Source organism: Streptococcus australis, assembly GCF_003943615.1.
Classification (GTDB): domain Bacteria; phylum Bacillota; class Bacilli; order Lactobacillales; family Streptococcaceae; genus Streptococcus; species Streptococcus australis_C.
Window position 1 is genome coordinate 283,582 of the sequence record NZ_RJPZ01000003.1, and the last position, 22,860, is coordinate 306,441.

Sequence of the window (22,860 nt, forward strand, 5' to 3'; positions counted from 1 at the left end):
TTTCATTTTTCCTTTTCTTATTTCATTTTTGGAAACCATTGCTGATCCAAGAAACCTGAGAAAATCAGGAAGGACAGCATAACGGTATTGAAAGTAATAAAGATACCAAGAGCCTGGGTCCAGCGATTGTCTGGTAGGGGCTCCAGTCCTTTTGCTTTGCGTTCTTTATTGATGGTCTTTTTCTTCCGCAACCAAGCGTCGTTGATTACAAGACCCAGACCGTGGAAGAGACCATAAGCTACATAATACCAGGTCACCCCATGCCAGAAGCCCATGACCAACATGTTAATGATATAGGCAACGTTTGACGTTGTAATCCGACTCTGAAAGACCTTGTTGCGCATCAAAACCATGACTAGACGCATAAAGACAAAGTCACGGAACCAGAAGGACAAACTCATGTGCCAACGATTCCAAAATTCCTTTAAGTCACGTGACTTAAAAGGGAGATTAAAGTTGATTGGGCTCTTAATTCCCATCAAATTAGATGCCGCAAGGGCAAACATAGAATAGCCTGCAAAGTCAAAGAAGAGATCCAAACCAAAGACATACATGACCCCTAAGGTGCCCAGGTTAAAGATTCCCCCTTGAAGAAGGGCATAGGTCTTGACGTGTCCTAGTAAGAGATGACCAAAGATATGAGCTAGAATAAACTTATAGAGGAAGCCAAGCATGATATACTTGACGCTCTGCTCCAACATATCTAGAAGCTCATCTCGATCCGGAATCGTCAGATAATCTTCATTGAAGCGTTTGAAGCGGTCGATCGGCCCACTTGAAAAAGTCGGCATAAAGAGCAAGAAACGCAAGAATTCCCAGAGACTAAAGTCTTTGAGGGTTCCGTCTCGCATCTCGATAATCATGCCCACTGCTCGGAAGGTCAGATAAGAGATCCCAAGGAAGCCCATCCAAGACTGGGTGCCATCAATGGCTGGTTGCACCTTCACAAAAACCAAGGGCAAAACGACCAAGAAAGAGTGGAGGTAAAAGACCCACTTGTTGTCACGCTGGCTTCGATAGAATTTATAGGAGTAGACCCAAAGGATTTGCCAAAAGAGGTAGAAAAGAACCGCATAGATTTGTTTCAAATCCGTCCCTGTCAGCATTAGAACAATAAAGGCGAGACTGACCAAGGCTTCATAGACTGGGAATCGCTTTTTAAAGAAGAGGCCAACAAAGATGGGCAATAAGGCCCCAATCAGATAAATAAAGTAGACCGGGGTCCCATAGGGTTCTAAATGAGGGAGCTGTTTCAAAAACTCGATCATCGGTTGTTAACCTCACTAATCAACCCTTTGATGTCGATTTTCCCGTTTGGAGTTAGCGGTAAACTATCACGGTAAAGGAATTTTGAAGGCATCATATAAGACATCATGATGTGTTCCAAATCTTCCTTGATGGCTTTCGTAATATCAATCTCGCGTTCAAATTGCTCTTTGACGCCATCTTTTAAGATGACATAGGCCAAGAGATTTTGAACCTTATGATCTTTGTTGTAGCGTGGCACTGCAACAGCCGAGTCGATGTACTGAGATTTGTTCAAGTTTTGAGAAACATCTTCTAGCTCAATACGATAGCCGTTAAACTTGATCTGGAAGTCCATTCGACCACCATAGAGAAGAAGACCTTCATCTGTCATGGTACCAACATCTCCCGTATGGTAGGCTGGAAGTCCTTCAAATTCAAAGAAGGCTTCTGCTGTTTTCTCTGGATTATTCATATAACCTTTTGAAACAGCCGGTCCAGACACGATAATCTCTCCTTGCTCTCCATTTGGTAATTTGTTTCCTTCCTCATCAATGATGAAGGTTGGAGAATCTTCTTTAGTATAACCAATTGGCAAGCGTTTAAGAGTCGCTAGCATCTCATCTGTGATAGCAACTGCCGACAAAGCTACCGTCGCTTCTGTTGGTCCATAAGCATTGATAATCCGAGCATTTGGGAAACGCTCGCGCAGTTTTTGAGCCGTTTTAACCGTTAACTCTTCCCCATCAAAGTAGAAATGGGTAATGCCTGGCATCTTTTCAGCATTGAAATCTTCAGACAACATGGCCATATCTGCAAAAGATGGCGTTGAAGTCCAGATAGCAATCGGAAGAGAAAAGATGGTCGCAAAGAGTTGTTTAAAGTCTTGAGTAATGGCTGATGGAAGGGCAAAAAGGGTCCCTCCAAGAGCTAAGGTCGGTGCCCAGTACATGACAGACAAATCAAAGGAATAGGGTGGTTGGGCCAACATTTGCGGACGCTCTGGCGTCGCAAATTCCTTGTCTGTAATCATCCAGTTGGTGAAGCTGAGCAAGTTGTCGTGTGAAATTTGCACCCCTTTTGGTTTTCCAGTTGTCCCCGAGGTAAAGATAATGTAGTAGTTATCATCCCCCTTGACCGGATGTTGCAAGTCATACATATTCTGAGCCGCATAAGCTTCACGCACTTGCTCCAAGGACATGACTGGAGCAGCTGGGTTTTCAATTGGAAACTCATTGATGGCGATAATTAAGCTTGGCTCAGCCACTTCAACAATAGCAGACACGCGCTCCAAGGCAGAGTGGCTGTCAATTGGGATATAGGCGTGGCCAGACTTGGTCAGGGCCACAAAGGTTGCCAACATTTCATATTCTTGTCCACCAAAGACCACAACAGGTGACTTTTCAGGAAGTCCCATTTGGTCAATGTGGGCTGCTAAGCTATCTGAATCAGCCTTCAATTGGCCATAGGTATGCTCTTCTCCAAGGACATTGTAGACAGGATAGTCTGGTTGTAGTTGGGCGTAACGTTCAATCGCCTCAATCATATCAGTAATTGGTTGGTTTGACACGGTAGGGATCTCCTTTAGAATTCATTGTAAATAAAGCCACCTTGACCTTGACCAAGGTAACTAAAGAAATAGAGTAGGGCTAAGAAAATAGCGAAATACAAGATTGTTTGCCCTATAAATTTATAAAGTGTTTTATGTTTCATCTTTTTCACTCTTCATTTTGATTATCACTGACTATTTTACCATTTTTTGTTCAGTCATAGCAATCCAAACACAAGGAAAAAATACTAGAAAACGTTACCATAAGAGACAATTGAGATCTGCCCTTAGATTGATTGCTTTTCTGATTTAAGTCAACCATCATCTAATCTAAGCCTTATTTTGCCGTTCCGCGACTCTGACGAATCAATTCAGAACACTTGTCTACTTCTACGTCTCTTTCAAAATGAGCTGGAGTCCAGGGAATTTCTATATCCGGTTCAACACCTTTATCCGTCATTCCTCTACCTTGATCTACGCTTAGACAGCGAGAAGTAGGAAACATCAATCGATAATCACCATAATCAACGGTACAACAATTGGAATAGTCTAAAATTCCGAGAGTTGGTCTACCTACCACCGTTACCTTCTTAAACTGCTTCATCATCTGGACAAAATTGTCCCCAGATGAAGCACAATAGATATCTGATAAGATAAAGATCTGTTCGGGATATTGGCCGCCTCTAACCTCTGGGAAGAATTCCTCGTTTTCTTGCTGATACAGCACATAGCCTTTGCCCCGATAGCGGAGTAGATCCTCTTTCATCTCTTCAAGGAGTTTAATTGTTTCGGAACTAATCTCTTCCTGTTGCATCCAGTCCTCAAAATCCTTCAAGCGTAAGTCGACATTGCGTTCCGTGTAGAGAATTTCCATGCCATCATCATCCCAGTCAAGCGAATCATAGCCCTGACCCTTCTCTAAGCCTAGATGTAATAGAGGGAAATATAAAGAATCTGTCCCTCCACCGTTCTGTCGGACATCAATGAGAAGGAACTTGACTTCCGTCATCATCGGTAAACACTCTTGGTATAAGCGACTAATAGCTTCTTCATCCATAAAGTTATCCAGACAAAGATAAAGAATCTCATCGTCTAACCGTTTCCAAAAAATCTGATCTTGGATCGGCTCTCGACTGGGCGCTACTTCAATGGTCTTTTCTACCCCTTCTCGAATCAGGGTGACTCTTTTGGACTGAGAGACCAAATCCGCCCATTCTCGGTAGTGTCTTTCGGGGGTCTTACTTATAAAATAGTCCTTATGAAGAGACGCCACCTGCTCCAAGTCACTTCCATCCAGACCTAGGATCTGATCCCCTGCCTGGAGACCAGTGTCTGCATGCGCCTTTTCAACATAAAGTTGATGGTCCATTACACGTAAGAGAAAGCCTTTCTGACCAGCTTTTTTATTCTGAAAGGAGATGTGCCCAATAATACCAAAACTGGCTAGGTAGGACCTGACTTGATAAAGAAAGGCATCATCCGCCATATCATCTGTTATTTTTTCCCGAAAAGGCTCTGGATCACATCCTTTTCGATCTTTGATAGTAGATGAATCGTGAGTCATAATGGAGACGATATCTTCAAAAATAGCTCTCTTTCTCATGCAAGACTCCTTAATTTTTTTAGAAACAGTATACCACTTTTCCTTAAAAAGTTCTTAAACCCCTAAAAAGAGGCTGGGACAAAAGTCCTAGCCTCCTCACTTCAAATAAGATCACAACGAGCTGTCCCTCACAGGAGAGAAGCTGTATGAAATGATTTTCTATTTCATACAGCTTCTCTTCTATTTTTTCGTGCTTTCCAAGCTTTTATAATGTACAATAGAAGAAATAACGTTCTATGATTAGAAAGGGATTTACATTATGTCTAAAAAAATCACTCTCCTTGCAACTCTCTTTTTGAGTCTTTTCTTCTTGACAGCCTGTATGTCTGATTTTCAATCATATTTCAAACCGGAAGAAACAAGCACTCGTCCCTCCTCTAAAAAACAAGAGAAAAGTGAAAAAGAAGCCTCATCGTCTAAAAAATCATCTAAAGCTAGCTCTTCGAACAAAGAAAAGAAAGAGTCTAAGACAGAAACCAGCTCTAGCAAAAAAATAGAGGATCTCCCTGCCAATGCTAGCGAAGCTCCGACGGACAAGATCTATGCAACTGGCGATTCTGTCGTTTACTATAAAAAAGATGGTGACGCCTTAGAAGCCGCTACACCGGATTACGAAGGCTATACTAAAAACATTGTTAAAAAAATACTTGGGGAACCCGAAAATAACCTGAGCGACCCAGAGTATTTGATCGAAACTTTTTCAGAAAAGGAACGGGAAAATCTGGTGAAACTCTATCAAGAGGGACACTTAACAGAAGAACAGCTTCGTGCTTTTTGGGCTGGTGCGATCGATATCGCTCAAGCCACTCGATTCGGTCAAACTTACACGGTTTATACTTACAAACAGGGCCAAGTGCAGCTGGTCTTCAAAGAAGATAACCTTATCTACATCACTCCAAATCCAGAAGTGCTTTATTTTAACTAAGAAAAAGGGGCTGGGACAAAAGTCCTAGCCTCTCAATTGTCTTTGGATTGTCGAGCAAGACGCAGTGGTTGAGTGGGCTCTACTACGCTGATTTCATCAGCTTTTACAGCCCTACTCAACTGTGCGGAGGTGGGACGACGAAGTCGAATTCTAACGAATGACCGATTTCTGTCCCACTCTCTTTGTTTCACATGAAACTATGGATAGAGGAAGTTTAGTCTTCTTCCATCTTTTGAGGTTGATAGGCCAGCATTCCTAAACCAATACACAACACCAAAACCAGAGTAAGGAAGGTGACTTGCCCGCCTATCTGACCAGACAAGGAAATGGTTTCCCTTAGTCCCGATACGGTATAGCTCATCGGCAACAGTGGATGAATGGTTTGGAAGAAACGATTGGTAAGGGCAAGCGGATAAGTTCCTGCACTAGAAGCCAGTTGAAGGAGCAAGAGAATCAAAGAGATAAAAGCTCCTACCTTGTTGTTCCATGTCGTTAAAGCAGTCACCATGGACATGAAGGTCACACTTCCTAGCACACAGAGGAAAAGAGTCAAAGCTTCATGGTTTGCTGCCATTCCTAGCAGATGAACAGCTCCGTAGACCAAGACACCAGCCAAGACAGCAATTATCCCGTTCACTTCCAATCTCGATTTCAGCCAAGCCCAACGACTTTCTGGATGACGCCCAGATGGCAATTTGGCAAAAATCATATTGGTAGAAAGAGCAGCGACGAAAAGGGCAACTGATATCATATAAGGCGCCATTCCCACTCCATTCACTGAAACATTATCATGGTCTGTCTTTGAAAGGGTAATTGGATCTGACAATACGCTTGCATTTTCTTTTTCAGTGCTAGCGCTATTTAATTGGTCCTTAGCCGAACTCAAGCCTTGACTGAGATTCTGACTACCTGTTTGGAGATCCCCCAAGCCCCCGACAAGAACCTGGCCTCCTGTCGCTAATTGACCAGAGCCATCAGCTATTTTAATTGCACCATCCGCCAATTGATGAGAACCTGATAGTAACTGACCTGATTTATCCGATAACTGATCAACACCTGATACGAGTTGATCAACACCACTAGCCAAGACTGGTGTTTGAGTATTTAATTGACCAATCCCACTGGCCAGTTGTCCAGCACCTGTTGTTAATTCGCTAGACTTACTAGTCAATTGGTTGGCCCCTGAAACTAATTGGTCCATTCCCATAATCAGAGTTGGCATCTTTCCATTTAGTTCTCCCAATCCTGTTGCTAGTTGACTGCTTCCAGATACCAAATCCGCAGATTTCTGCTCCAGTTGACTGGTCCCCGCACTCAATTGAGTAGCGCCTGCTATCAAGGTGCTGCTATTATCATTAAGCTGACTAGCTCCGCCAGCTAACTGATCCACCCCTGTCGTATAGAGTTGCACTCCTTGGTTGAGAGTTTGGCTAGCTGGTAGAAGTTGCTCTGTCACTGCTGTCTGCACGGAGCTCAAGCTAGTTGAAAGAGTATTCAAGGTAGACGAAGCTGTTGGCAAGATCTGATTAGCACTTTCTTTTACTGTGGCCAAAGGACTCTCGGTCGTTAAGCCTTCTTGCAAGCCTTGAACAGTAGTTATAATCGCTTGAGCAGCAGTCTCCGTCGTACTTGAAGTAGCAGAGACAGCAGACGTCAGTTCTGCCTGTTGTTCGGCTGTCATCGATTGATAGGCAGCAGTAGCTTGAAGATTGGCTAGTACTGAATTGCGGTCAGCCTGTGCTGCGGCTGAAATCCCTTGAGCAGAGGTGGCAATGGTTGCCAATGCTGTGCTGAGCTGACTAGTATCTCCGCTCGTGTTCTGAATAGCTTCATTTAATTGGGTGAGGCCTGCTGTTAATTGGGCAAGCTGCTCTTGTTGATTTGGTGACGGAGAAAGTTGTGTAGATAAGGTTTGAATTCCTGTTTCTAACTGGGATACTCCATTTCTCAATGCTTCCGATTGACCGCTTAATTGACTAGCTCCACCACTGAGAGTAGCAAGCCCTGTGCTATAGCTGGTTAGACCACTCGTCAAATTGCTAGCACCAAGATTCAACTGACTGACTCCTTTTGTGTAGGTATCCAGTCCTGTTGTGAGAGTGTTCATTCCTGTATGCAATTGGCCAATTCCAGAGGCTAACTGAGGCGTTTGACTAGCCATTTGGTTCAAACCATCTCCAAGTTGTCCAACACCAGACGTATAGGTCGTCAGTCCACTATTAAAGGTGGTAAAACCATTATGAAGTTGCCCAACTCCCGATACGAGGGTCGGAACTTTCTCCTTCATTTGGTGAAGACCTGTCCCTAATTGGCCAACTCCATTGGTGTAGGCCAAGAGTCCTGTGCTAAGAGTCTGTGCCCCATTTGAGAAAGACAGACTCGAATTGGACAAGGTTGTCAAATGGTCTGTCAGGGTTTGCCCACCCTCTTTTAACTGACCAGCACCGGTTGCCAGCTTTTGACTTCCTTCAGCTGCTGTTCCCATCCCTGTCTTCAAACTCCCCATCTTCTCAAAAAGAGCGTTTGTATAGGTTTTGGTAACATTACTAGCAACGGTTTGCTGAATTTTTATCATGGCTGAATCACTCATCTTACCAGCAATAAAGCTATGGCCACTAGATGTTTGGTAGGCAATAGTCATTTGTTCTGGATGATTGGTTAAGATAGAAGCCGCTTTAGCGGATAGATCTTGGGGCAAGGTTACCACCATATAATAATCACCCTTTTTCAGTCCTTCTTTAGCTGCTGTTTCATCTACAATATGAAAATCCAGTGCATCACTCTTCTCAAAATTGGACACCATGTCTTTTCCAATTGTCAATTCTTGTTCTTGATAACGAGCTGGCTGATCTTGATTGACAACTGCTACCGGCAAGTTCGAAACCTTGCCATAAGGATCCCACATAGAAGATAGAAAGATCACATTATAGAGAGCTGGTATCAAAGCAACCCCTATCATCACAACGATAACGGTCGGTTTCCTAAAAATCGCTTTCCATTCCTTAAACATTTTTGTCTCCTTTTTATACACATTGTCTATTTTTTTGATATAATTGATTATACAGTTCTTTTGAAAAACTGCAAGTTAAATAACTAGTTTTTGGACACTGTGTATAATTTTGTATATAAAAGAAAGGGACTAGAATGGTTACCGAAAGCAACAAGCGAATAAAAACAAAACGGATCATCCAGGAAGCCATGGTTGACCTGCTTCATAGAGAGTCCTTTGATGAAATTTCAACCGTTCAGTTGGCAAAAGAGGCTGGTATCAGCCGAAGTAGCTTCTATACCCACTACCGCGATAAGTACGATATGATCGAGCGCTACCAACAGGAATTTTTCCACAAAGTTGAATACATCTTTGACAAACAACAAGAAGATAAACACCAAGCCGTTACCGAAGTTTTCGAATTTCTCACCAAGGAGCCCCTCTTTGCTGTCCTTCTAACCGAGAATGGGACAAAAGAAATTCAATCCTTCTTACGGCATAAGCTACAAGTTCTACTAGTCGATAGCTTACAAGACCGTTATGGACATCGATCTTTGACAGAAATCGAAAGAGACTACAGTTCTGTCTACCTCACCAATGCCTTCTTTGGAGTCTGTCAAATGTGGGTTGCGCGTGGGCAAAAAGAAAGCCCGCAACAAATGGCAGACTTCCTATTAAAAATGCTGGAATAGAAAAAGAGACCTCGGTCTCTTTTTCTATTCTATTTCTTTAGTTCCCTGCTCCTAAGAATTGATCCACAAAGAAGCTGAAGTAAGATTTTTCTCCTGTAATCAGGACACACTTCCCTTCCAAACCGTACCGCAGAAGTTTAGCCTCATGATCCTTGAGACGAAGGACTCCCTCTATTTTGAAAAAGTTCCCCTGTTCTGTCCGAGTTGCACTCGAAGCAATAGAGCTAATACGAGCCTCTAGCGTAATTGGTTTTTGTTTACTACCCTGTGTGCTAAAGCGAATCCGATCTCCCACATGAATCGTGGCTATATCTTTTGAAGGAATATAGGTGACGATCTTGACTTCTTTTTCTTTCTGAATGAGAGGATAAACTTGAGCCAGAGGAGTGCCTTCCGCTACAATACTCGCTCCTTTTGTTTCATCATTCAAATGCAGCACCCCTTCATCCTTCGCTAGAATCCGAGTCTTCTGAAGAAGATTTTCTTGTGTTTTTACCTTACTGTCTAGATCTGCGATTTGCTGAGAAAGAAGCAGAAGATCTTGTCCGACCTTACTCAGCTGTTGAGCTTTCAGGGAGGCTATTTGACTGTCTAAACTGGTCGAAAAAGCTTGTTGGCTTCCGGATCCCGCATATTGGATTCGATAATTCGAAATATTCGCCTCTAACTGCTGGATTTGACTGTCCAGCTGACTAATAAAGGAAGCTTGGGCTGGAGAGTTTTCCTCTCCATGTGGTTGCTGAGCGTAACTCTGGTAGAGAGAGTAAAGTGGATGAGTCGCATCCAGATTTCTCCCCTCTACTAGAGCTGATTTTAGACTATGGTAATCAGCTAATCGCTTCTCTTGGTCTTGGATAGCTTGGCCAATTTCGGCTTGGCTTGAACTGGCACTGGCATTTTGAGAAGCAATGGTTGCATTTTGTTGATGAGCTTGAGCTTGGAGAATCGCTATCTGTTGCTGGTAATCCTTAAACAGCTGGTCATAACCAAAATGCTCATTTCCTGTAAACTGGCTTTCTCCTGTCTCAATGCTGGTTTTCAATAATTTTAATTGTTCCTCCTGTTTCTTTAAGAGGTCTAGCTGTTGGCTTAAGCTCATTCCTTGTTGTTTTTCCTGGTCCTCTTGGTATTCTACCAAGATTTCTCCCTTTTTAATCTCTTTATTTTCCTTCAAATGGTTGACTTGAATGGGAGAATTACTAGTTGATTGGATTTGATCAATTACGCGCGTAGCTTCAATTGTCCCTCGACTGGTCAAGGTCACTTCCTTCTTGGCAAAGACAGAGAATCCCACAACAAACAGTAGTAAAAGAAAACAAGGAACTACCCATAAACTAGCAAAATTATGGAAACGTTTCTGATAGAATTCTGCACTTTCAAAATATTTTTCGTTCATCATACTCTCTTTTTTTCTCCTAGTCCTCTCTTAACAAGTAACCAAATGGCTGTAATAGCCATTCTTTTTCAGTAGTTCTTCATGGCTTCCCTCTTCCTTAAGACAACCTTGGTCCATGAGGAAGACTTTTTCAGACCGTTCTGCAATCGTTAACCGATGGGCGATAAAGATAATGGTTTTATCTAAGGACATCAAGCGATCCACAATTTTCTTCTCCGTCAAGATATCTAGGCTGCTGGTCGCTTCATCCAGAATCAGAATCGGAGCGTCCGTTAACAAGGCACGCGCCAAAGCAATCCGCTGCCGTTGTCCACCAGAAATTCCCATACCATCCGTTGTTAATTCCGTTTGGTAATTAAGGGGCATGCGTTCAATATCTTCTCGAATTCCTGCGATTTCAACAGCGCGCAAGATATCTTCCTGACTCGTTCCTTCCCGAGCTCCTAGTAACAAGTTCTCTAAGATCGTGCCATTAAATACATAGGGCTGCTGGGGCAAATAATTGATTTGCTGACGGAGCAAGGTTTTATCCACTTGCTGGATATCCCTTCCTCCCAGACGAATCGTTCCTTTATGGGGTTGGTAGAAATTCACCATCATCTTTGCTAGCGTTGTTTTTCCAGAGCCTGAAATACCGACAAAGCTCACCTTGCTCCCTTTTTTGATCCTTAAGTTAATATCTGTTAGAACATTGGCCCCAAAACCGTACTTGTAGTCTACTCCCTCAAAAACCAGATCACCATCGAGAGCCTCACGCTCTTGAAGGGGCTTCTTCTCTGCGAACTCAGAGTCTATCAGATAGACTTCATTCAGACGGGTATTGGCCACTCGGGCGGCTTGAAGTTTGGTTTGGAGGTTGATCAAATTCTCTAGAGGCCCTGTGAAATAAACAAGGAGAGTATTGTAGGTAATCAGCTGACCCAAACTCAATTCTTGCTTCATGACCAAATGAGCTCCCATCCACAAGACCAAAACATTCAAAATCAACTGGGCCAAGTGCTTGAGCCCCTTTTGAAGACTTTCGGCCTTGCTCATGGCAAAGGACTTCTTCAGATAATCCACAAATTCCGAGTCAATCTTTTGATAGCGACTGCGTTCACTGGTCAAAGACTTGATGGTTTCAATCCCATTGATATCTTCGATAATAGAAGAAGACAAGACACTATTGGCTTCCATGGTTTCATTATTTAAGCGCTCGAAAGGTTTCATAAAGGCAAAAATAATGACCGCATAAATCGGCAGCAAGAGAATGGTCAAGAAAAAGAGATGAGCATTTTGACTAAACAGGACTACTGATAAAATCAGAACGATGGAAAGATCCAAAAAGATTGAAAGCAGCGTACTAGCCAGAGCATCAATAATGCGGTTGGCATCTGTAAAACGCGACACCACTTCCCCTGTCCGTCGAGTTGCAAAGAAACTCATGGGCAACTGAAAAACATGCTTAATATAGGACAGAATGACATCAATAGACAAGCGTTGGCCTAAAACAAGGAGCAAGTAATCTTGCGCGTAGGTGAGGACTTGCTGTAAGATGTAAACCACAATCAAACCTAGTGAAATCACAGTCAAGGTCTGCTTCATCTGATCAGGCACATAGGTATCAATAATTGATTGTAGGTAGTAAGAACCAACAATATTGATAAGGGTTACCAATAAAGTTGCAAGAACAATATGAAGGACCAATTGTCGCTGTTTAAACAAAAGAGGGACAAAGTCTAGGAGCCCATTTTTCTTTTCCTTACTAGGTTGATAGGCCGGAGTCGGGGCCAAGGCAATGACAATCCCTGTCCATTCCTTTTCAAACTCTTCGATCGTCAATTTGGTCATCTTTACTTTTGGATCTGGATCTGCTACGTAAAGATGTTTTTTATCTTTCTTATACACTACGTAATAATGAGGGAGACGCCCATCCTTGATCACGTGGACAATCAAGGGATAGGTCACTCCTTCCAAGTCAAAAAGTGTGCGATCTGCTCGGAAGGCGCGTGTCTCAAATCCCAACTCCTCAGCCACCTTGACCAGACCTAAGGCGGTCGTTCCATCTGCAGTCGTTTTTGCCTTCTCCCGCAGACTAGCTAAAGAATAGTATGATCCATAGTAGCCAAAGACCATGGCTAAAGCTGCAACACCACAGTCTCTCATGTCAACTTGTTGGCGATAATGTTTTTTCTTAAATCCCATAAGAACCCTTTCCAATCGTTTGTTTCATCTTAACAAAAAGGACTAGCTGAGAAGAAAAAATCGCTATTTTGTTTATTATTTTAGGTATTTGGTCATAAAAATCTCCAAATCAGGAGAATGATCATTTATTTTGAAAAAGAAAAACCGCCTATTTTTACAGGCGGTCATTTCTTTCTATGAAGCAAGCATAGGGAACAAATATCTAAGCAAACCCAGAAATCAACGCTTTAAGACAAAACAAAAAGCCCACTGTTGTAGGCTTTCTGCAAGTTTTTTCTTAAAATTAAAGCATTTTGTTGTAGAATTCAACGACAAGTGCTTCGTTGATTTCTGGATTGATTTCATCGCGTTCTGGCAAGCGAGTCAATGAACCTTCCAATTTTTCAGCATCGAATGATACGAATGCTGGACGTCCAAGAGTTGCTTCAACAGCTTCAAGGATAGCTGGAACTTTAGCTGATTTTTCGCGAACTGAGATCACTTGACCTGGAGTTACACGGTATGAAGGGATATCAACGCGTTTTCCGTCAACAAGGATGTGACCGTGGTTAACGAATTGACGAGCTTGACGACGAGTAGTCGCAAGTCCAAGACGGTAAACAACGTTATCCAAACGACGTTCCAAAAGAAGCATGAAGTTGAAACCGACAGTTCCTTCTTTGATCTTAGTAGCTTGTACGAACAAGTTACGGAATTGTTTTTCACCAAGTCCGTAGGAGAAACGAAGTTTTTGTTTTTCAGCTAATTGCAAACCGTATTCTGACAATTTTGAACGGTTGTTTGGTCCATGTTGACCTGGTACGTAGTTACGACGTGCCAATTCTTTACCTGTACCTGTAAGTGACAAGCCAAGACGGCGAGATTGTTTCCAAGATGGTCCTGTATAACGTGACATTTGAAATGTCCTCCTATAAAAATAATTTTTTTGTAGGAAATAACGTTTTAGACAAACCTGATTCGTTCAGAAAGCCTTCGCCCAAACAGCAAAGGTTACTTTTCTAGCTGGCTTCCTGTTGACGAGCTTCATTTTGTCCTGCTGTCATTTCGCACAAATTCTATTATACCACCAATACCAGTCCTTGTAAAGTTGCTTTCTCGTTTTTTTGTATTTCTTTCTATAACCGAAGAGTAAAATGGTAGCTTCTAGCTAGTGACTTTCTAAATCGCTAATTTCGGCCTTCGATTATCGTGTTTTTCCTACCCTATCCTATAATTTTATTTTGTTTACACGTATCTTTACAACTTTTTTACAACTAGTCAATCATAATGTTTTTAACACCCTTCCGAATCTCCCTATTGTAGCAAGATTAAGAACATTAATGAGAAGACTCTTCAAAAGAATGCCTGTCTATTATTGACAGATTTGATTGTAAAATTGACACCTTTGTCAATATCTTTATATGGCTATAACAATCATTTAATTAAAAAAACCATCTCCGAGAAGAGACGGTTGAAATTTGTAGCTCACCCTAACCAAATTAGTCTAAGTAATGAATCAGATTTTTCTCAGTTAAAATATCTGAGTAAGTATAAGATTCGACATAGGTTGTTGCTGGTTCACCAGGTAAACTATTTTCATTTGTGTATTCAATAATAAACAAAGAAGGATAGACTTCAATTAATCGACCAAACTTATTTTTTTGACGTTTACGGCCATTTTCCAAGGTCATTTCTACAATTTGACCTTCATGAGCCTTGATTTCTTCTTTGATTTTTTTCATTTTTGCTACATCAGTAAATGCATCACTCATCCATTATTCCTCTACTCTCTTTGATATGCTGGAGAATTTATTATATTCCTTTTGGAAGATTAACTCCACTGTTCCACGCGCTCCCGAACGGTTTTTTTCAATGATGACTTCAACCTTATTATTTGGCAGGCCTTCTTCTTCCTCACCCGCACGCTCATAGTAGTCATCTCGATATAGAAAGGCAACAATATCTGCATCCTGCTCGATGGATCCTGATTCACGGATATCAGATAGAACCGGACGTTTGTCTTGTCGTTGTTCGACTCCCCGAGATAGCTGACTAAGGGCAATGACGGGAACCTTTAACTCTTTCGCCAAAATTTTTAATTGACGAGAGATTTCTGAGACTTCCTGTTGACGATTTTCACGTCCAGTCCCAGTAATCAACTGCAAGTAGTCGATGAGGATTAACCCAAGATTACCAGTTTCTTGTGCTAACTTTCTAGAACGAGACCGAATTTCTGTAATCCGAATACCAGGAGTATCATCTATATAAATGCTCGCATTGGCTAGATTTCCTTGTGCAATTGCATACTTCCGCCACTCATCGTCTGTCAACTGACCGGTACGAATAGAATGGGATTCAATCAAGCCCTCTGCTGCCAACATCCGGTCTACCAAACTTTCAGCACCCATTTCCAGTGAGAAAATAGCAACTGTTTTATCCAACTTGGTTCCGATATTTTGGGCAATGTTAAGAGCAAAGGCAGTTTTACCAACGGCTGGACGAGCAGCAAGAATAATCAACTCTTCTTCATGAAGACCTGTTGTCATATGATCAAGATCTCGATATCCCGTTGCAATCCCGGTAATATCCGTTGTCTGCAAAGACCGAGTTTCAAGACTTCCAAAGTTGATATTTAAGATGTCCTTGATATTCTTGAAACCACTCCGATTGGCATTTTCACTTACATCAATCAGAGCTTTTTCTGCACCTGCAATAATCTCATCCGACGGACTAGCTCCATCATATGCTTGATTTATGCTCTCCGTTAAACGAGCAATCAAACGTCTCAGAACCGCTTTTTCAGAAACGATCTTTGCGTAATATTCCGCATTGGCTGAGGTTGGAACAGAGTTGATGACTTCGGCTAGATAAGAGAGACCACCGATATTTTGCAAATCCCCTTGACTATCTAAAATATTGCGAACTGTTGTCGCATCAATAGCATCTCCCCTGTCTGCAAGGTCAATCATGGCCTTAAAAATTAACCGATGGGCATATTTAAAGAAATCTGCTGGCTCAATAAACTCACGAACAAAAACCAGTTTTCCCTCATCAATAAAGATGGCTCCTAAGACAGATTGCTCTGCTTGGATATCTTGAGGCTGGGTTCTTAATTCTTCTATCTCAGCCATAGTCATTCCTTTCTAACGATTTACTTAACCTTCATTTACTCGAATTTGGATAACACCTGTAATATCCTGATAAATTTTAACAGGCACATCAATCAAGCCAACAGAGCGAATTGGGGAAGTCACTTGAATGTGACGCTTATCGATTTTAATTCCAAATTGTTTTTGTAGTTCTTCTGCAATTTTTTTATTGGTAATAGAACCAAATGTACGTCCATCGGGACCAATTTTTTCTGTAAATTGGACAACAGTCGTCTCTTCTGCTAATTTTGCTTGAATGTTTTTCGCTTCTGCGACTAGTTCCGCATGAGCTTTTTCTTCAGATTTTTGCTTACCACGAAGCTCCCCAATCGCTTGGGCATTGGCTTCCTTGGCTAAATTCTTTTTAATTAAAAAGTTTTGCGCATAACCTGTTGGGACTTCTTTAATTTCCCCTTTTTTTCCTTTTCCTTTTACATCTGCTAAAAAGATAACTTTCATTCTTCTTCCTCCTTATCCTTTTGGACCTCTTCTTGAATACAGTCAATCAACTGGGCACGAACCTGATCTATTGTTGCACCTTCCAATTGAGAAGCCGCAGAATTAAAATGACCTCCGCCTCCCATTTGCTCCATAATTTTTTGCACGTTGACTTTGCTTCTGCTTCGAGCTGAAATGGAAATGCTTCCCTGTTCATTCAAAGCAATAACAAAGGTAGCTTCAATTTTGGACATGGCCAACATACTATCCGCTGCTTTACTAATGGTAACTGTTCCATAAGGAACATCTTCTGTTCCCGTTGCCACAATAATATGTGGGAAGACCATTTGACCATTTAGGATCAATTCATTTACTTCGCGGTACTCATCGAAGTTAATAGCTGAAATTTCCTGGATGAGGACACTATCACTGCCTCTGCTTCTCAAATAACTAGCTACATCAAATGTACGACTTGTCACACGAACTGAGAAATTCTTGGTATCCAACATAATACCTGCCATCAGAACACTGGCTTGAATCTTATTCAAGCGGTTCTTCTTAGAATTCTGGAACTGAAGCAATTCAGTAACCAACTCACTCGCACTACTTGCACCACTTTCAATATAAGTGATCATGGCATTTTCAGGGAAGTCTTCATCCCGTCTATGATGATCAATGACAATAACTTGGGAAAACTTCTCATACAAATCATTTGAAAGCGTAAGAGCTGTCTTCGAATGGTCCACCATAATCAAAAGGGATTGATCCGTTACCATCCGTAAAGCATCTGAAACCGTTAATAGTTTAGTCGCTCCATCTGATTGAATTTTTTCAACCGCTCGTTCGATATCCTGAGCCATGGACGTATCATCATAAACTGCATAAGAGCGTTCGTTGATATTGTTTGCAAATAATTGCATCCCAATCGATGCTCCTAAAGCATCCATATCTAATTTTTTGTGGCCAACAACAAATACCTGATCAACCGATTTAATTTTTTCGGAAATAGCTGTCATCATAGCACGAGTTCGCGTACGAGTGCGCTTGATAGAAGAAGCTGTCCCACCTCCAAAGAAAATAGGATCCTTACCTTCTTCTCTTTCTTTCACAACCGCTTGATCGCCTCCTCGGACTTCAGCTAAGTTTAGATTCGATAAAGCAACTCTACCAATTTGATCATGATTGCCGTCCCCGTATGAGAATCCCATACTTACTGTAATTGGTAATTCACGATTTTTTGCTTCCTCACGGAATTGGTCAATAATAGAAAATTTGGATTCCATTAATTGTTCAAGGACCGTATAGTCGGTAAAGAGATAAAAACGATCCATCCCAACTCTTCGGTAAAACATATGGTATTTTTCCGAGAATTCTTCAACAAAGTTTGCAATAAATCCATTGATGCTACTGATATCTGAATCAGACACAACATCTTCTAAGTCATCATAGTTGTCTACAGACATAATCCCGATAACCGGTCTAGTGGTAACAAGACCGACGTTGGCTTCGTACTCGCTTGAAGCATCAAAAAAATAAACGACACTGGCTTGGGAATCCAGATAAACCGAATATTTTTTATCCCCAATGGTTGCGTAATGGCCTTTACCCTCAAAAGGAATTGCCAAAACTTGTTGCAGGTATTCCACATCAAATTGTCCATCCTCAGTGGAGAAAATCAACTCCGCATAGGGATTAAACCACTCGACTTCATTGGTTTCACCGTTTACCTTGATCACACCAACTGGCATTTTATCCAGTAGCGAGGCCAATCCATTTTCAGCCTGATGATTGACATATTGAATTTGTTCTAACTCATCTAACTCTACTTGCTTTAATTGATGAAGAAAAAGATAGATGACACCAGAAAGAATCAACAGAATCACAAATAAATTTGCAATTGTGCCACCCATTAATCTGGAACTGATGGCTAATATAATAAATGCTAACAAACCTACCATACAATAATGGATAGGAGTCATACGAAATTTTTTCATCATAAACCTCTGTTGGGCCATTATACCATAAAATATAAGAAAAAGCGAGGCCAGTCAAGCCTTTCCGCCAAACAAACGGCTGACATCGATCATGGATTGATCGCTCACTTGTCAAGTGTTGTAAAGGATGTTTACACCGTTGTAAATAAACCATAAAATGAGAAAAGAAGTAGCTATTCAGCCACTTCCTCCACCTATTTACATCCTCATCAAGTTAGGATTCTTTTTCTTGGTTCTTAGAAATACTCCGGCTCTTGCCTTCAAGATAAACCATCAAGATAGAAATATCAGCTGGGTTGACACCTGAAATCCGACTAGCTTGACCAATGGTCTCTGGATTAATCAGTTTGAACTTCTGACGAGCTTCTGTTGCGATGGAGTCAATATCATCCCAGTCAATATTGGCAGGAATTCGTTTTTCTTCCATTCGTTTCATCTTTTCAACCTGATCTAAAGCTTTTGAGATATAACCCTCATACTTAATTTCTGTTTCAATCAGTTCGATGATCTTATCATCTAACTCTTCAGCAGCTGGTCCGATAAAGTTGACAACATCTTGATAGGATACCTCTGGTCGACGTAAAAATTCTTTGGCAGTGACTGCATCTGTTAATGGTTTGAAGCCAAGTGCTGTGACTTTTTCATTGGTTTCCTTTACAGGTTTTAACTTGATACTGTCAAGACGTTTCATCTCGTTTTCAAACTGATACTTCTTGGTTTCAAAACGTTGCCAACGTTCATCGTCAACCAAACCAACCTCGCGCCCAATTTCTGTCAAGCGCATATCTGCGTTATCATGACGTAGAATCAAGCGATACTCAGCACGACTGGTTAACAAACGATAGGGCTCGACTGTTCCTTTAGTCACCAAATCATCAATCATGACCCCGATATAGCCGTCGCTTCGTTTCAAAATGAGTTCTGGCTTTCCTTGAATTTTCAGAGCCGCATTAATCCCTGCCACAATTCCTTGGCCAGCAGCTTCCTCATATCCAGATGTTCCATTCGTTTGGCCCGCTGTAAAGAGACCTGATATTTTCTTTGTTTCTAAAGTTGCCCGTAACTGATGTGGAAGAACCATATCATACTCAATTGCATAACCGGTACGCATCATCTCAGCATTTTCTAGCCCCTTGATTGAATGAACTAGTTCTCTTTGCACATCTTCTGGTAAACTTGTTGACAAACCTTGGACATATACTTCTTCTGTATTGCGTCCTTCTGGCTCTAGGAAAAGCTGGTGACGTTCCTTGTCAGCAAAGCGAACAATCTTATCTTCAATGGATGGACAATAACGAGGCCCTACGCCCTTTACAACACCTGTAAACATCGGAGCCCGGTGTAAATTACTGTTGATGATCTCATGGCTTTGACTATTGGTATAGGTTAACCAACAAGGGATTTGATCCTTTAGATAGTCCTCGTCTCGTGAATTGTAAGAAAAGTGATTTGGATTTTCATCACCAGGTTGAATTTCTGTTTCCTCATAATTGATTGACGATGCCTTTACACGAGGTGGCGTCCCTGTTTTGAAACGACCAATTTCAAGGCCCAGGTCTCTTAAATTATCTGCTAGTTTAATCGAAGCAAGGCTGTGATTTGGTCCTGACGAATACTTGAGATCTCCAATAATAATTTCTCCTCTGAGAGCTGTTCCTGTCGTGACAATAACAGCCTTAGCTCCATAGGCTTGGTGGGTCGCTGTTACAACTCCTCTGACCTTTCCATCTTCGACGATGATCTCATCAATAACTGACTGGCGAAGGGTCAAGTTTTCTTGGTTCTCAACCGTCTTGCGCATTTCCTTAGAATAAAGTTCCTTATCCGCTTGGGCACGAAGCGCACGGACTGCTGGCCCCTTTCCTGTATTCAACATCTTCATTTGAATGTAGGACTTGTCAATATTCTTAGCCATCTCTCCACCGAGGGCATCTACCTCACGGACCACAATCCCTTTTGCAGAACCACCAATCGAAGGATTACATGGCAAAAACGCCAACATTTCTATATTGATGGTTGCAAGTAGAACTTTACAACCCATGCGGCTCGCAGCAAGCGAAGCTTCTACACCCGCATGCCCCGCTCCGATTACAATAATATCGTATTCTTCTATAAAATTATAAGTCATCTTTTCTCCTATTCCTCCAGTTTAATATGTCGTAATTGTCCGTCCCATTCTGGTAAGGCCGTTTTTAGAAATGCCGGCTTCAGATCAACACTAGATAAGGCATCTAAAGCAAGCCACCGGCAAGGTAAGGACTTTGTATCTTCCTGCATGGCTAAAGGGGCATCTTCTAGCAAGTCCACAAAATAATGAAATTCTATGTTATGGTAGTGGATTCCAGCTTGTTTAAAGCGATTTTCAACAATGAAAGCTAGCTGACCAGCTCTAGATGCAACGCCAAGTTCTTCTTTTACTTCTCGAACAACAGCAGCTTCTGTAGCTTCATTCACTTCAAGAGCGCCACCGATTGTATAAAAACCATCCTTATCTTCTATGACCAACAACCGACCATCTTCTACAATTAAGGCAGTGGCTCTCACACCAAAGACCGTCTGATTCAACTTGGTCCGAAAATCCTGTTCTTGCATGTTACTTCCTTTCGAAACGACACAAAAATAGTCAAAACTCTGAGAAGTGCAGGACAAAAAAGCCTGCAACATCCATGAGCTTTGACCATCATTTCTATTGCTGTTATTATTGTAGCAAATTGAGCAAATTTGTCAATTTAAATATACTGACAAACTTCTCCATCCCGATAGGCATTGTCAATCAAACCACCACCGAGACACTCTTCGCCATCGTAAAAGACAACAGCTTGCCCAGGCGTAATAGCCCGTTGAGGTTCTGCAAAAATGACCTCAGCCTTGTCACCCTTGACATGAACCGTCACTTTGGAATCTGGCTGACGATAGCGGAACTTGGCTGTACACTCTAGTGTAAACTCTTCCGGCATCTCTCGTGTAAAGTGAACTTGACTAGCTTGTAAACTTGTTGACATGAGCGCTTCATGATAGAAGCCTTGACCGACATAAAGAATATTCTGACTCAGATCTTTACCAACTACAAACCATGGGGCATTGTCCCCACCTTGTTGACCACCAATTCCAAGACCACCCCGTTGACCGATTGTGTAATACATCAAACCAGCATGTTCGCCCATATCACGTCCATCTACAGTCATCATTCGGCCTGGCTGGGCAGGGAGGTAGTTACTGAGAAACTCTTTAAAATTCTTTTCACCGATAAAGCAGATCCCAGTGGAATCTTTCTTTTTAGCTGTTGCCAATCCAGCCTCTTCTGCCAAACGGCGAACCTCAGGCTTTTCCAAATGTCCCAATGGGAACATGGTTTTTTGAAGTTGCTCTTGAGACAATTGGCTTAAGAAATAAGTTTGATCCTTCCCATTGTCAACGCCACGTAGCATATGAACAATGCCGTCCTCATCTCGCGCCACGCGCGCATAATGCCCTGTCGCTACATAATCGGCACCGAGAGTCATGGCATAATCTAAGAAGGCCTTAAATTTGATCTCCTTGTTACACATGACATCCGGATTTGGTGTACGGCCTGCACGGTATTCTGCAAGGAAGTATTCAAAGACGCGATCCCAGTATTCTTTCTCAAAGTTGACAGAATAGTAAGGAATGCCAATTTGGTCTGCGACTGCTGCTACATCCTTGTAGTCTTCCGTAGCTGTACAGACCCCATTTTCGTCTGTGTCGTCCCAGTTTTTCATGAAGATGCCAATGACATCGTAACCCTGTTGCTTTAACAACAAAGCCGTTACAGATGAATCGACACCGCCACTCATTCCAACAACAACACGTGTGTTCGAGTTATCACTCATAGGTTTCTCCCATCTTTTCGTTTCTCACGATTGAAGGTCGTGGTTTGCTTCAACGATTGAAGGTCGTTTTGAGCATTATCAATTGTAACACGCTTTATAGTAGAAAACAAGCATCTTGCCATTCTTCTGATTAGCTATTCTATTTACGTTTACAGCTCTGTAAATCAAAAAAGAGTCCAATTGCTGAACTCTTTCATCTACTTTAATACCAGCCATTAGCCAACCAGAAGTTTTTAGCTGCAGACCATGATCCATAGCGGTTAACAACGTATTGATTGGCTACTTTCTCCTGATTTGCTTCGGATAAATCACCGTTTAAATAAGAAAGGGATAACTGGTAACGACCATAATATTGCCCGTTTTGAGCTGTATAACTGCCACTTGATTCTTTCTGAGCAATCCATTCTTTAGCTGCTGCATCTTCAGCACTCAAGCCATCTGAAGCAGATAACGTAGTGGTTGCTTGCTCTGTAGTATTAGTTGTTGCCTTGTCATCTTCAATCTCTAAAACTTGACCAACTGTAATGAGGTTGACATTGCTAATCTTATTTTTCTGAGCAATGGCATCAACTGTCGTATTCTTCTCCTTAGCGATAGCTGATAAGGTATCCCCAGACTTTACAGTGTAAGATTCTGCACTGGCGAGAACGGGAATTAACATTCCTGATAATAAGCTAAGTCCGATAACACGTTTTACAAACATTTTTTTATTCATGGTTTTACACTCCTTTTCTGTATGTTCTCTATCTTACAGAAGAAATGTTTCAGAAATTTTATGAAAATACGTCAAATGTTTCAAACATGTGTTAGCGAGAATAAATATTACCTCAAATAAACTAGTTTTAAGTATCTTTTAAGGTTAAAAC

At 41.7% G+C, this 22,860-nt stretch carries 18 protein-coding genes; 2 read left to right on the forward strand and 16 right to left on the reverse strand.

What is annotated here, in order from left to right:
• Nucleotides 1-17: 17 nt before the first annotated feature.
• The 4 genes from dltB to D8785_RS05035 form a co-directional block, all read right to left on the reverse strand.
• Nucleotides 18-1,268 carry a D-alanyl-lipoteichoic acid biosynthesis protein DltB gene (gene dltB, locus D8785_RS05020; protein WP_023024745.1) on the reverse strand — a complete coding sequence of 417 codons (1,251 nt, stop codon included), beginning with the start codon at nucleotides 1,266-1,268 and terminating at the stop codon, nucleotides 18-20.
• Complete coding sequence (gene dltA, locus D8785_RS05025; protein WP_125374685.1) at nucleotides 1,265-2,815, reverse strand: D-alanine--poly(phosphoribitol) ligase subunit DltA; 1,551 nt, start codon at nucleotides 2,813-2,815, stop codon at nucleotides 1,265-1,267. The genes dltB and dltA overlap by 4 nt, the downstream gene beginning before the upstream one ends.
• Nucleotides 2,816-2,829: 14 nt before the next feature.
• Nucleotides 2,830-2,958 (reverse strand): teichoic acid D-Ala incorporation-associated protein DltX, encoded by a 129-nt coding sequence (locus tag D8785_RS05030; protein WP_006595368.1) that lies wholly within the window; start codon nucleotides 2,956-2,958, stop codon nucleotides 2,830-2,832.
• Between the two features lie 173 nt (nucleotides 2,959-3,131).
• Nucleotides 3,132-4,397 carry a S41 family peptidase gene (locus D8785_RS05035; RefSeq protein ID WP_125374686.1) on the reverse strand — a complete coding sequence of 422 codons (1,266 nt, stop codon included), beginning with the start codon at nucleotides 4,395-4,397 and terminating at the stop codon, nucleotides 3,132-3,134.
• Nucleotides 4,398-4,656: 259 nt separating this feature from the next.
• Here D8785_RS05035 and D8785_RS05040 point away from each other — a divergent pair, with 259 nt between their 5' ends.
• A complete protein-coding gene (locus D8785_RS05040) occupies nucleotides 4,657-5,322 on the forward strand; it encodes a DUF4947 domain-containing protein (RefSeq protein ID WP_260469870.1) in 666 nt (221 codons plus the stop codon).
• A gap of 214 nt (nucleotides 5,323-5,536) precedes the next feature.
• On the opposite strand, the gene D8785_RS05050 is transcribed toward D8785_RS05040, so the two are convergent.
• Entirely contained in the window at nucleotides 5,537-8,332 is a 2,796-nt protein-coding gene (locus tag D8785_RS05050; protein WP_125374687.1) for a YhgE/Pip domain-containing protein, read from the reverse strand.
• A 134-nt stretch (nucleotides 8,333-8,466) separates the two neighbouring features.
• Between D8785_RS05050 and D8785_RS05055 the strand changes: the two genes are divergently transcribed.
• Entirely contained in the window at nucleotides 8,467-9,003 is a 537-nt protein-coding gene (locus D8785_RS05055; RefSeq protein ID WP_125374688.1) for a TetR/AcrR family transcriptional regulator, read from the forward strand.
• 37 nt (nucleotides 9,004-9,040) lie between these two features.
• Here the strand turns inward: D8785_RS05055 and D8785_RS05060 are convergent, their stop codons facing one another.
• The 11 genes from D8785_RS05060 to apf all read right to left on the reverse strand — a co-directional run bounded on the left by D8785_RS05060 (nucleotide 9,041) and on the right by apf (nucleotide 22,709).
• The gene (locus tag D8785_RS05060) at nucleotides 9,041-10,402 is read right to left on the reverse strand and encodes a bacteriocin secretion accessory protein (protein ID WP_125374689.1); all 1,362 of its coding nucleotides are present in this window, start codon (nucleotides 10,400-10,402) and stop codon (nucleotides 9,041-9,043) included.
• 27 nt (nucleotides 10,403-10,429) lie between these two features.
• Nucleotides 10,430-12,583 (reverse strand): peptide cleavage/export ABC transporter ComA, encoded by a 2,154-nt coding sequence (gene comA / locus D8785_RS05065; protein ID WP_125374690.1) that lies wholly within the window; start codon nucleotides 12,581-12,583, stop codon nucleotides 10,430-10,432.
• A gap of 283 nt (nucleotides 12,584-12,866) precedes the next feature.
• On the reverse strand, nucleotides 12,867-13,478 hold the full coding sequence (rpsD, locus tag D8785_RS05070; RefSeq protein ID WP_003009175.1) for a 30S ribosomal protein S4: 612 nt from the start codon (nucleotides 13,476-13,478) through the stop codon (nucleotides 12,867-12,869).
• 583 nt (nucleotides 13,479-14,061) lie between these two features.
• Nucleotides 14,062-14,334, reverse strand: a complete 273-nt coding sequence (locus D8785_RS05075; RefSeq protein ID WP_006595358.1) for a Veg family protein — start codon at nucleotides 14,332-14,334, stop codon at nucleotides 14,062-14,064.
• 3 nt (nucleotides 14,335-14,337) lie between these two features.
• Nucleotides 14,338-15,693 (reverse strand): replicative DNA helicase, encoded by a 1,356-nt coding sequence (dnaB, locus tag D8785_RS05080; RefSeq protein WP_061564521.1) that lies wholly within the window; start codon nucleotides 15,691-15,693, stop codon nucleotides 14,338-14,340.
• 24 nt (nucleotides 15,694-15,717) lie between these two features.
• Nucleotides 15,718-16,170 (reverse strand): 50S ribosomal protein L9, encoded by a 453-nt coding sequence (gene rplI, locus D8785_RS05085; protein WP_125374691.1) that lies wholly within the window; start codon nucleotides 16,168-16,170, stop codon nucleotides 15,718-15,720.
• Entirely contained in the window at nucleotides 16,167-18,143 is a 1,977-nt protein-coding gene (locus tag D8785_RS05090) for a DHH family phosphoesterase (protein WP_398575132.1), read from the reverse strand. Before D8785_RS05090 ends, rplI begins: the two co-directional genes overlap by 4 nt.
• Nucleotides 18,144-18,357: 214 nt before the next feature.
• A complete protein-coding gene (gene mnmG / locus D8785_RS05095; RefSeq protein ID WP_125374693.1) occupies nucleotides 18,358-20,271 on the reverse strand; it encodes a tRNA uridine-5-carboxymethylaminomethyl(34) synthesis enzyme MnmG in 1,914 nt (637 codons plus the stop codon).
• A gap of 8 nt (nucleotides 20,272-20,279) precedes the next feature.
• A complete protein-coding gene (locus D8785_RS05100) occupies nucleotides 20,280-20,735 on the reverse strand; it encodes an NUDIX hydrolase (protein WP_125374694.1) in 456 nt (151 codons plus the stop codon).
• 137 nt (nucleotides 20,736-20,872) lie between these two features.
• Entirely contained in the window at nucleotides 20,873-21,994 is a 1,122-nt protein-coding gene (mnmA, locus tag D8785_RS05105) for a tRNA 2-thiouridine(34) synthase MnmA (protein ID WP_125374695.1), read from the reverse strand.
• A gap of 202 nt (nucleotides 21,995-22,196) precedes the next feature.
• On the reverse strand, nucleotides 22,197-22,709 hold the full coding sequence (gene apf, locus D8785_RS05110; protein ID WP_125374696.1) for an aggregation-promoting factor: 513 nt from the start codon (nucleotides 22,707-22,709) through the stop codon (nucleotides 22,197-22,199).
• Nucleotides 22,710-22,860 lie beyond the last annotated feature (151 nt).

What these genes read in the sequence shown, in the direction of transcription:
- D8785_RS05060 (WP_125374689.1), bottom strand. Translation starts at nt 10,402, where the DNA reads ATGATGAACGAAAAATATTTTGAAAGTGCAGAATTCTATCAGAAACGT.
- D8785_RS05050 (WP_125374687.1), bottom strand. Translation starts at nt 8,332, where the DNA reads ATGTTTAAGGAATGGAAAGCGATTTTTAGGAAACCGACCGTTATCGTT.
- dltB (WP_023024745.1), bottom strand. Translation starts at nt 1,268, where the DNA reads ATGATCGAGTTTTTGAAACAGCTCCCTCATTTAGAACCCTATGGGACC.
- D8785_RS05035 (WP_125374686.1), bottom strand. Translation starts at nt 4,397, where the DNA reads ATGAGAAAGAGAGCTATTTTTGAAGATATCGTCTCCATTATGACTCAC.
- rpsD (WP_003009175.1), bottom strand. Translation starts at nt 13,478, where the DNA reads ATGTCACGTTATACAGGACCATCTTGGAAACAATCTCGCCGTCTTGGC.
- D8785_RS05030 (WP_006595368.1), bottom strand. Translation starts at nt 2,958, where the DNA reads ATGAAACATAAAACACTTTATAAATTTATAGGGCAAACAATCTTGTAT.
- D8785_RS05090 (WP_398575132.1), bottom strand. Translation starts at nt 18,143, where the DNA reads ATGAAAAAATTTCGTATGACTCCTATCCATTATTGTATGGTAGGTTTG.
- D8785_RS05040 (WP_260469870.1), top strand. Translation starts at nt 4,657, where the DNA reads ATGTCTAAAAAAATCACTCTCCTTGCAACTCTCTTTTTGAGTCTTTTC.
- D8785_RS05075 (WP_006595358.1), bottom strand. Translation starts at nt 14,334, where the DNA reads ATGAGTGATGCATTTACTGATGTAGCAAAAATGAAAAAAATCAAAGAA.
- mnmG (WP_125374693.1), bottom strand. Translation starts at nt 20,271, where the DNA reads ATGACTTATAATTTTATAGAAGAATACGATATTATTGTAATCGGAGCG.
- mnmA (WP_125374695.1), bottom strand. Translation starts at nt 21,994, where the DNA reads ATGAGTGATAACTCGAACACACGTGTTGTTGTTGGAATGAGTGGCGGT.
- D8785_RS05055 (WP_125374688.1), top strand. Translation starts at nt 8,467, where the DNA reads ATGGTTACCGAAAGCAACAAGCGAATAAAAACAAAACGGATCATCCAG.
- apf (WP_125374696.1), bottom strand. Translation starts at nt 22,709, where the DNA reads ATGAATAAAAAAATGTTTGTAAAACGTGTTATCGGACTTAGCTTATTA.
- comA (WP_125374690.1), bottom strand. Translation starts at nt 12,583, where the DNA reads ATGGGATTTAAGAAAAAACATTATCGCCAACAAGTTGACATGAGAGAC.
- rplI (WP_125374691.1), bottom strand. Translation starts at nt 16,170, where the DNA reads ATGAAAGTTATCTTTTTAGCAGATGTAAAAGGAAAAGGAAAAAAAGGG.
- D8785_RS05100 (WP_125374694.1), bottom strand. Translation starts at nt 20,735, where the DNA reads ATGCAAGAACAGGATTTTCGGACCAAGTTGAATCAGACGGTCTTTGGT.
- dnaB (WP_061564521.1), bottom strand. Translation starts at nt 15,693, where the DNA reads ATGGCTGAGATAGAAGAATTAAGAACCCAGCCTCAAGATATCCAAGCA.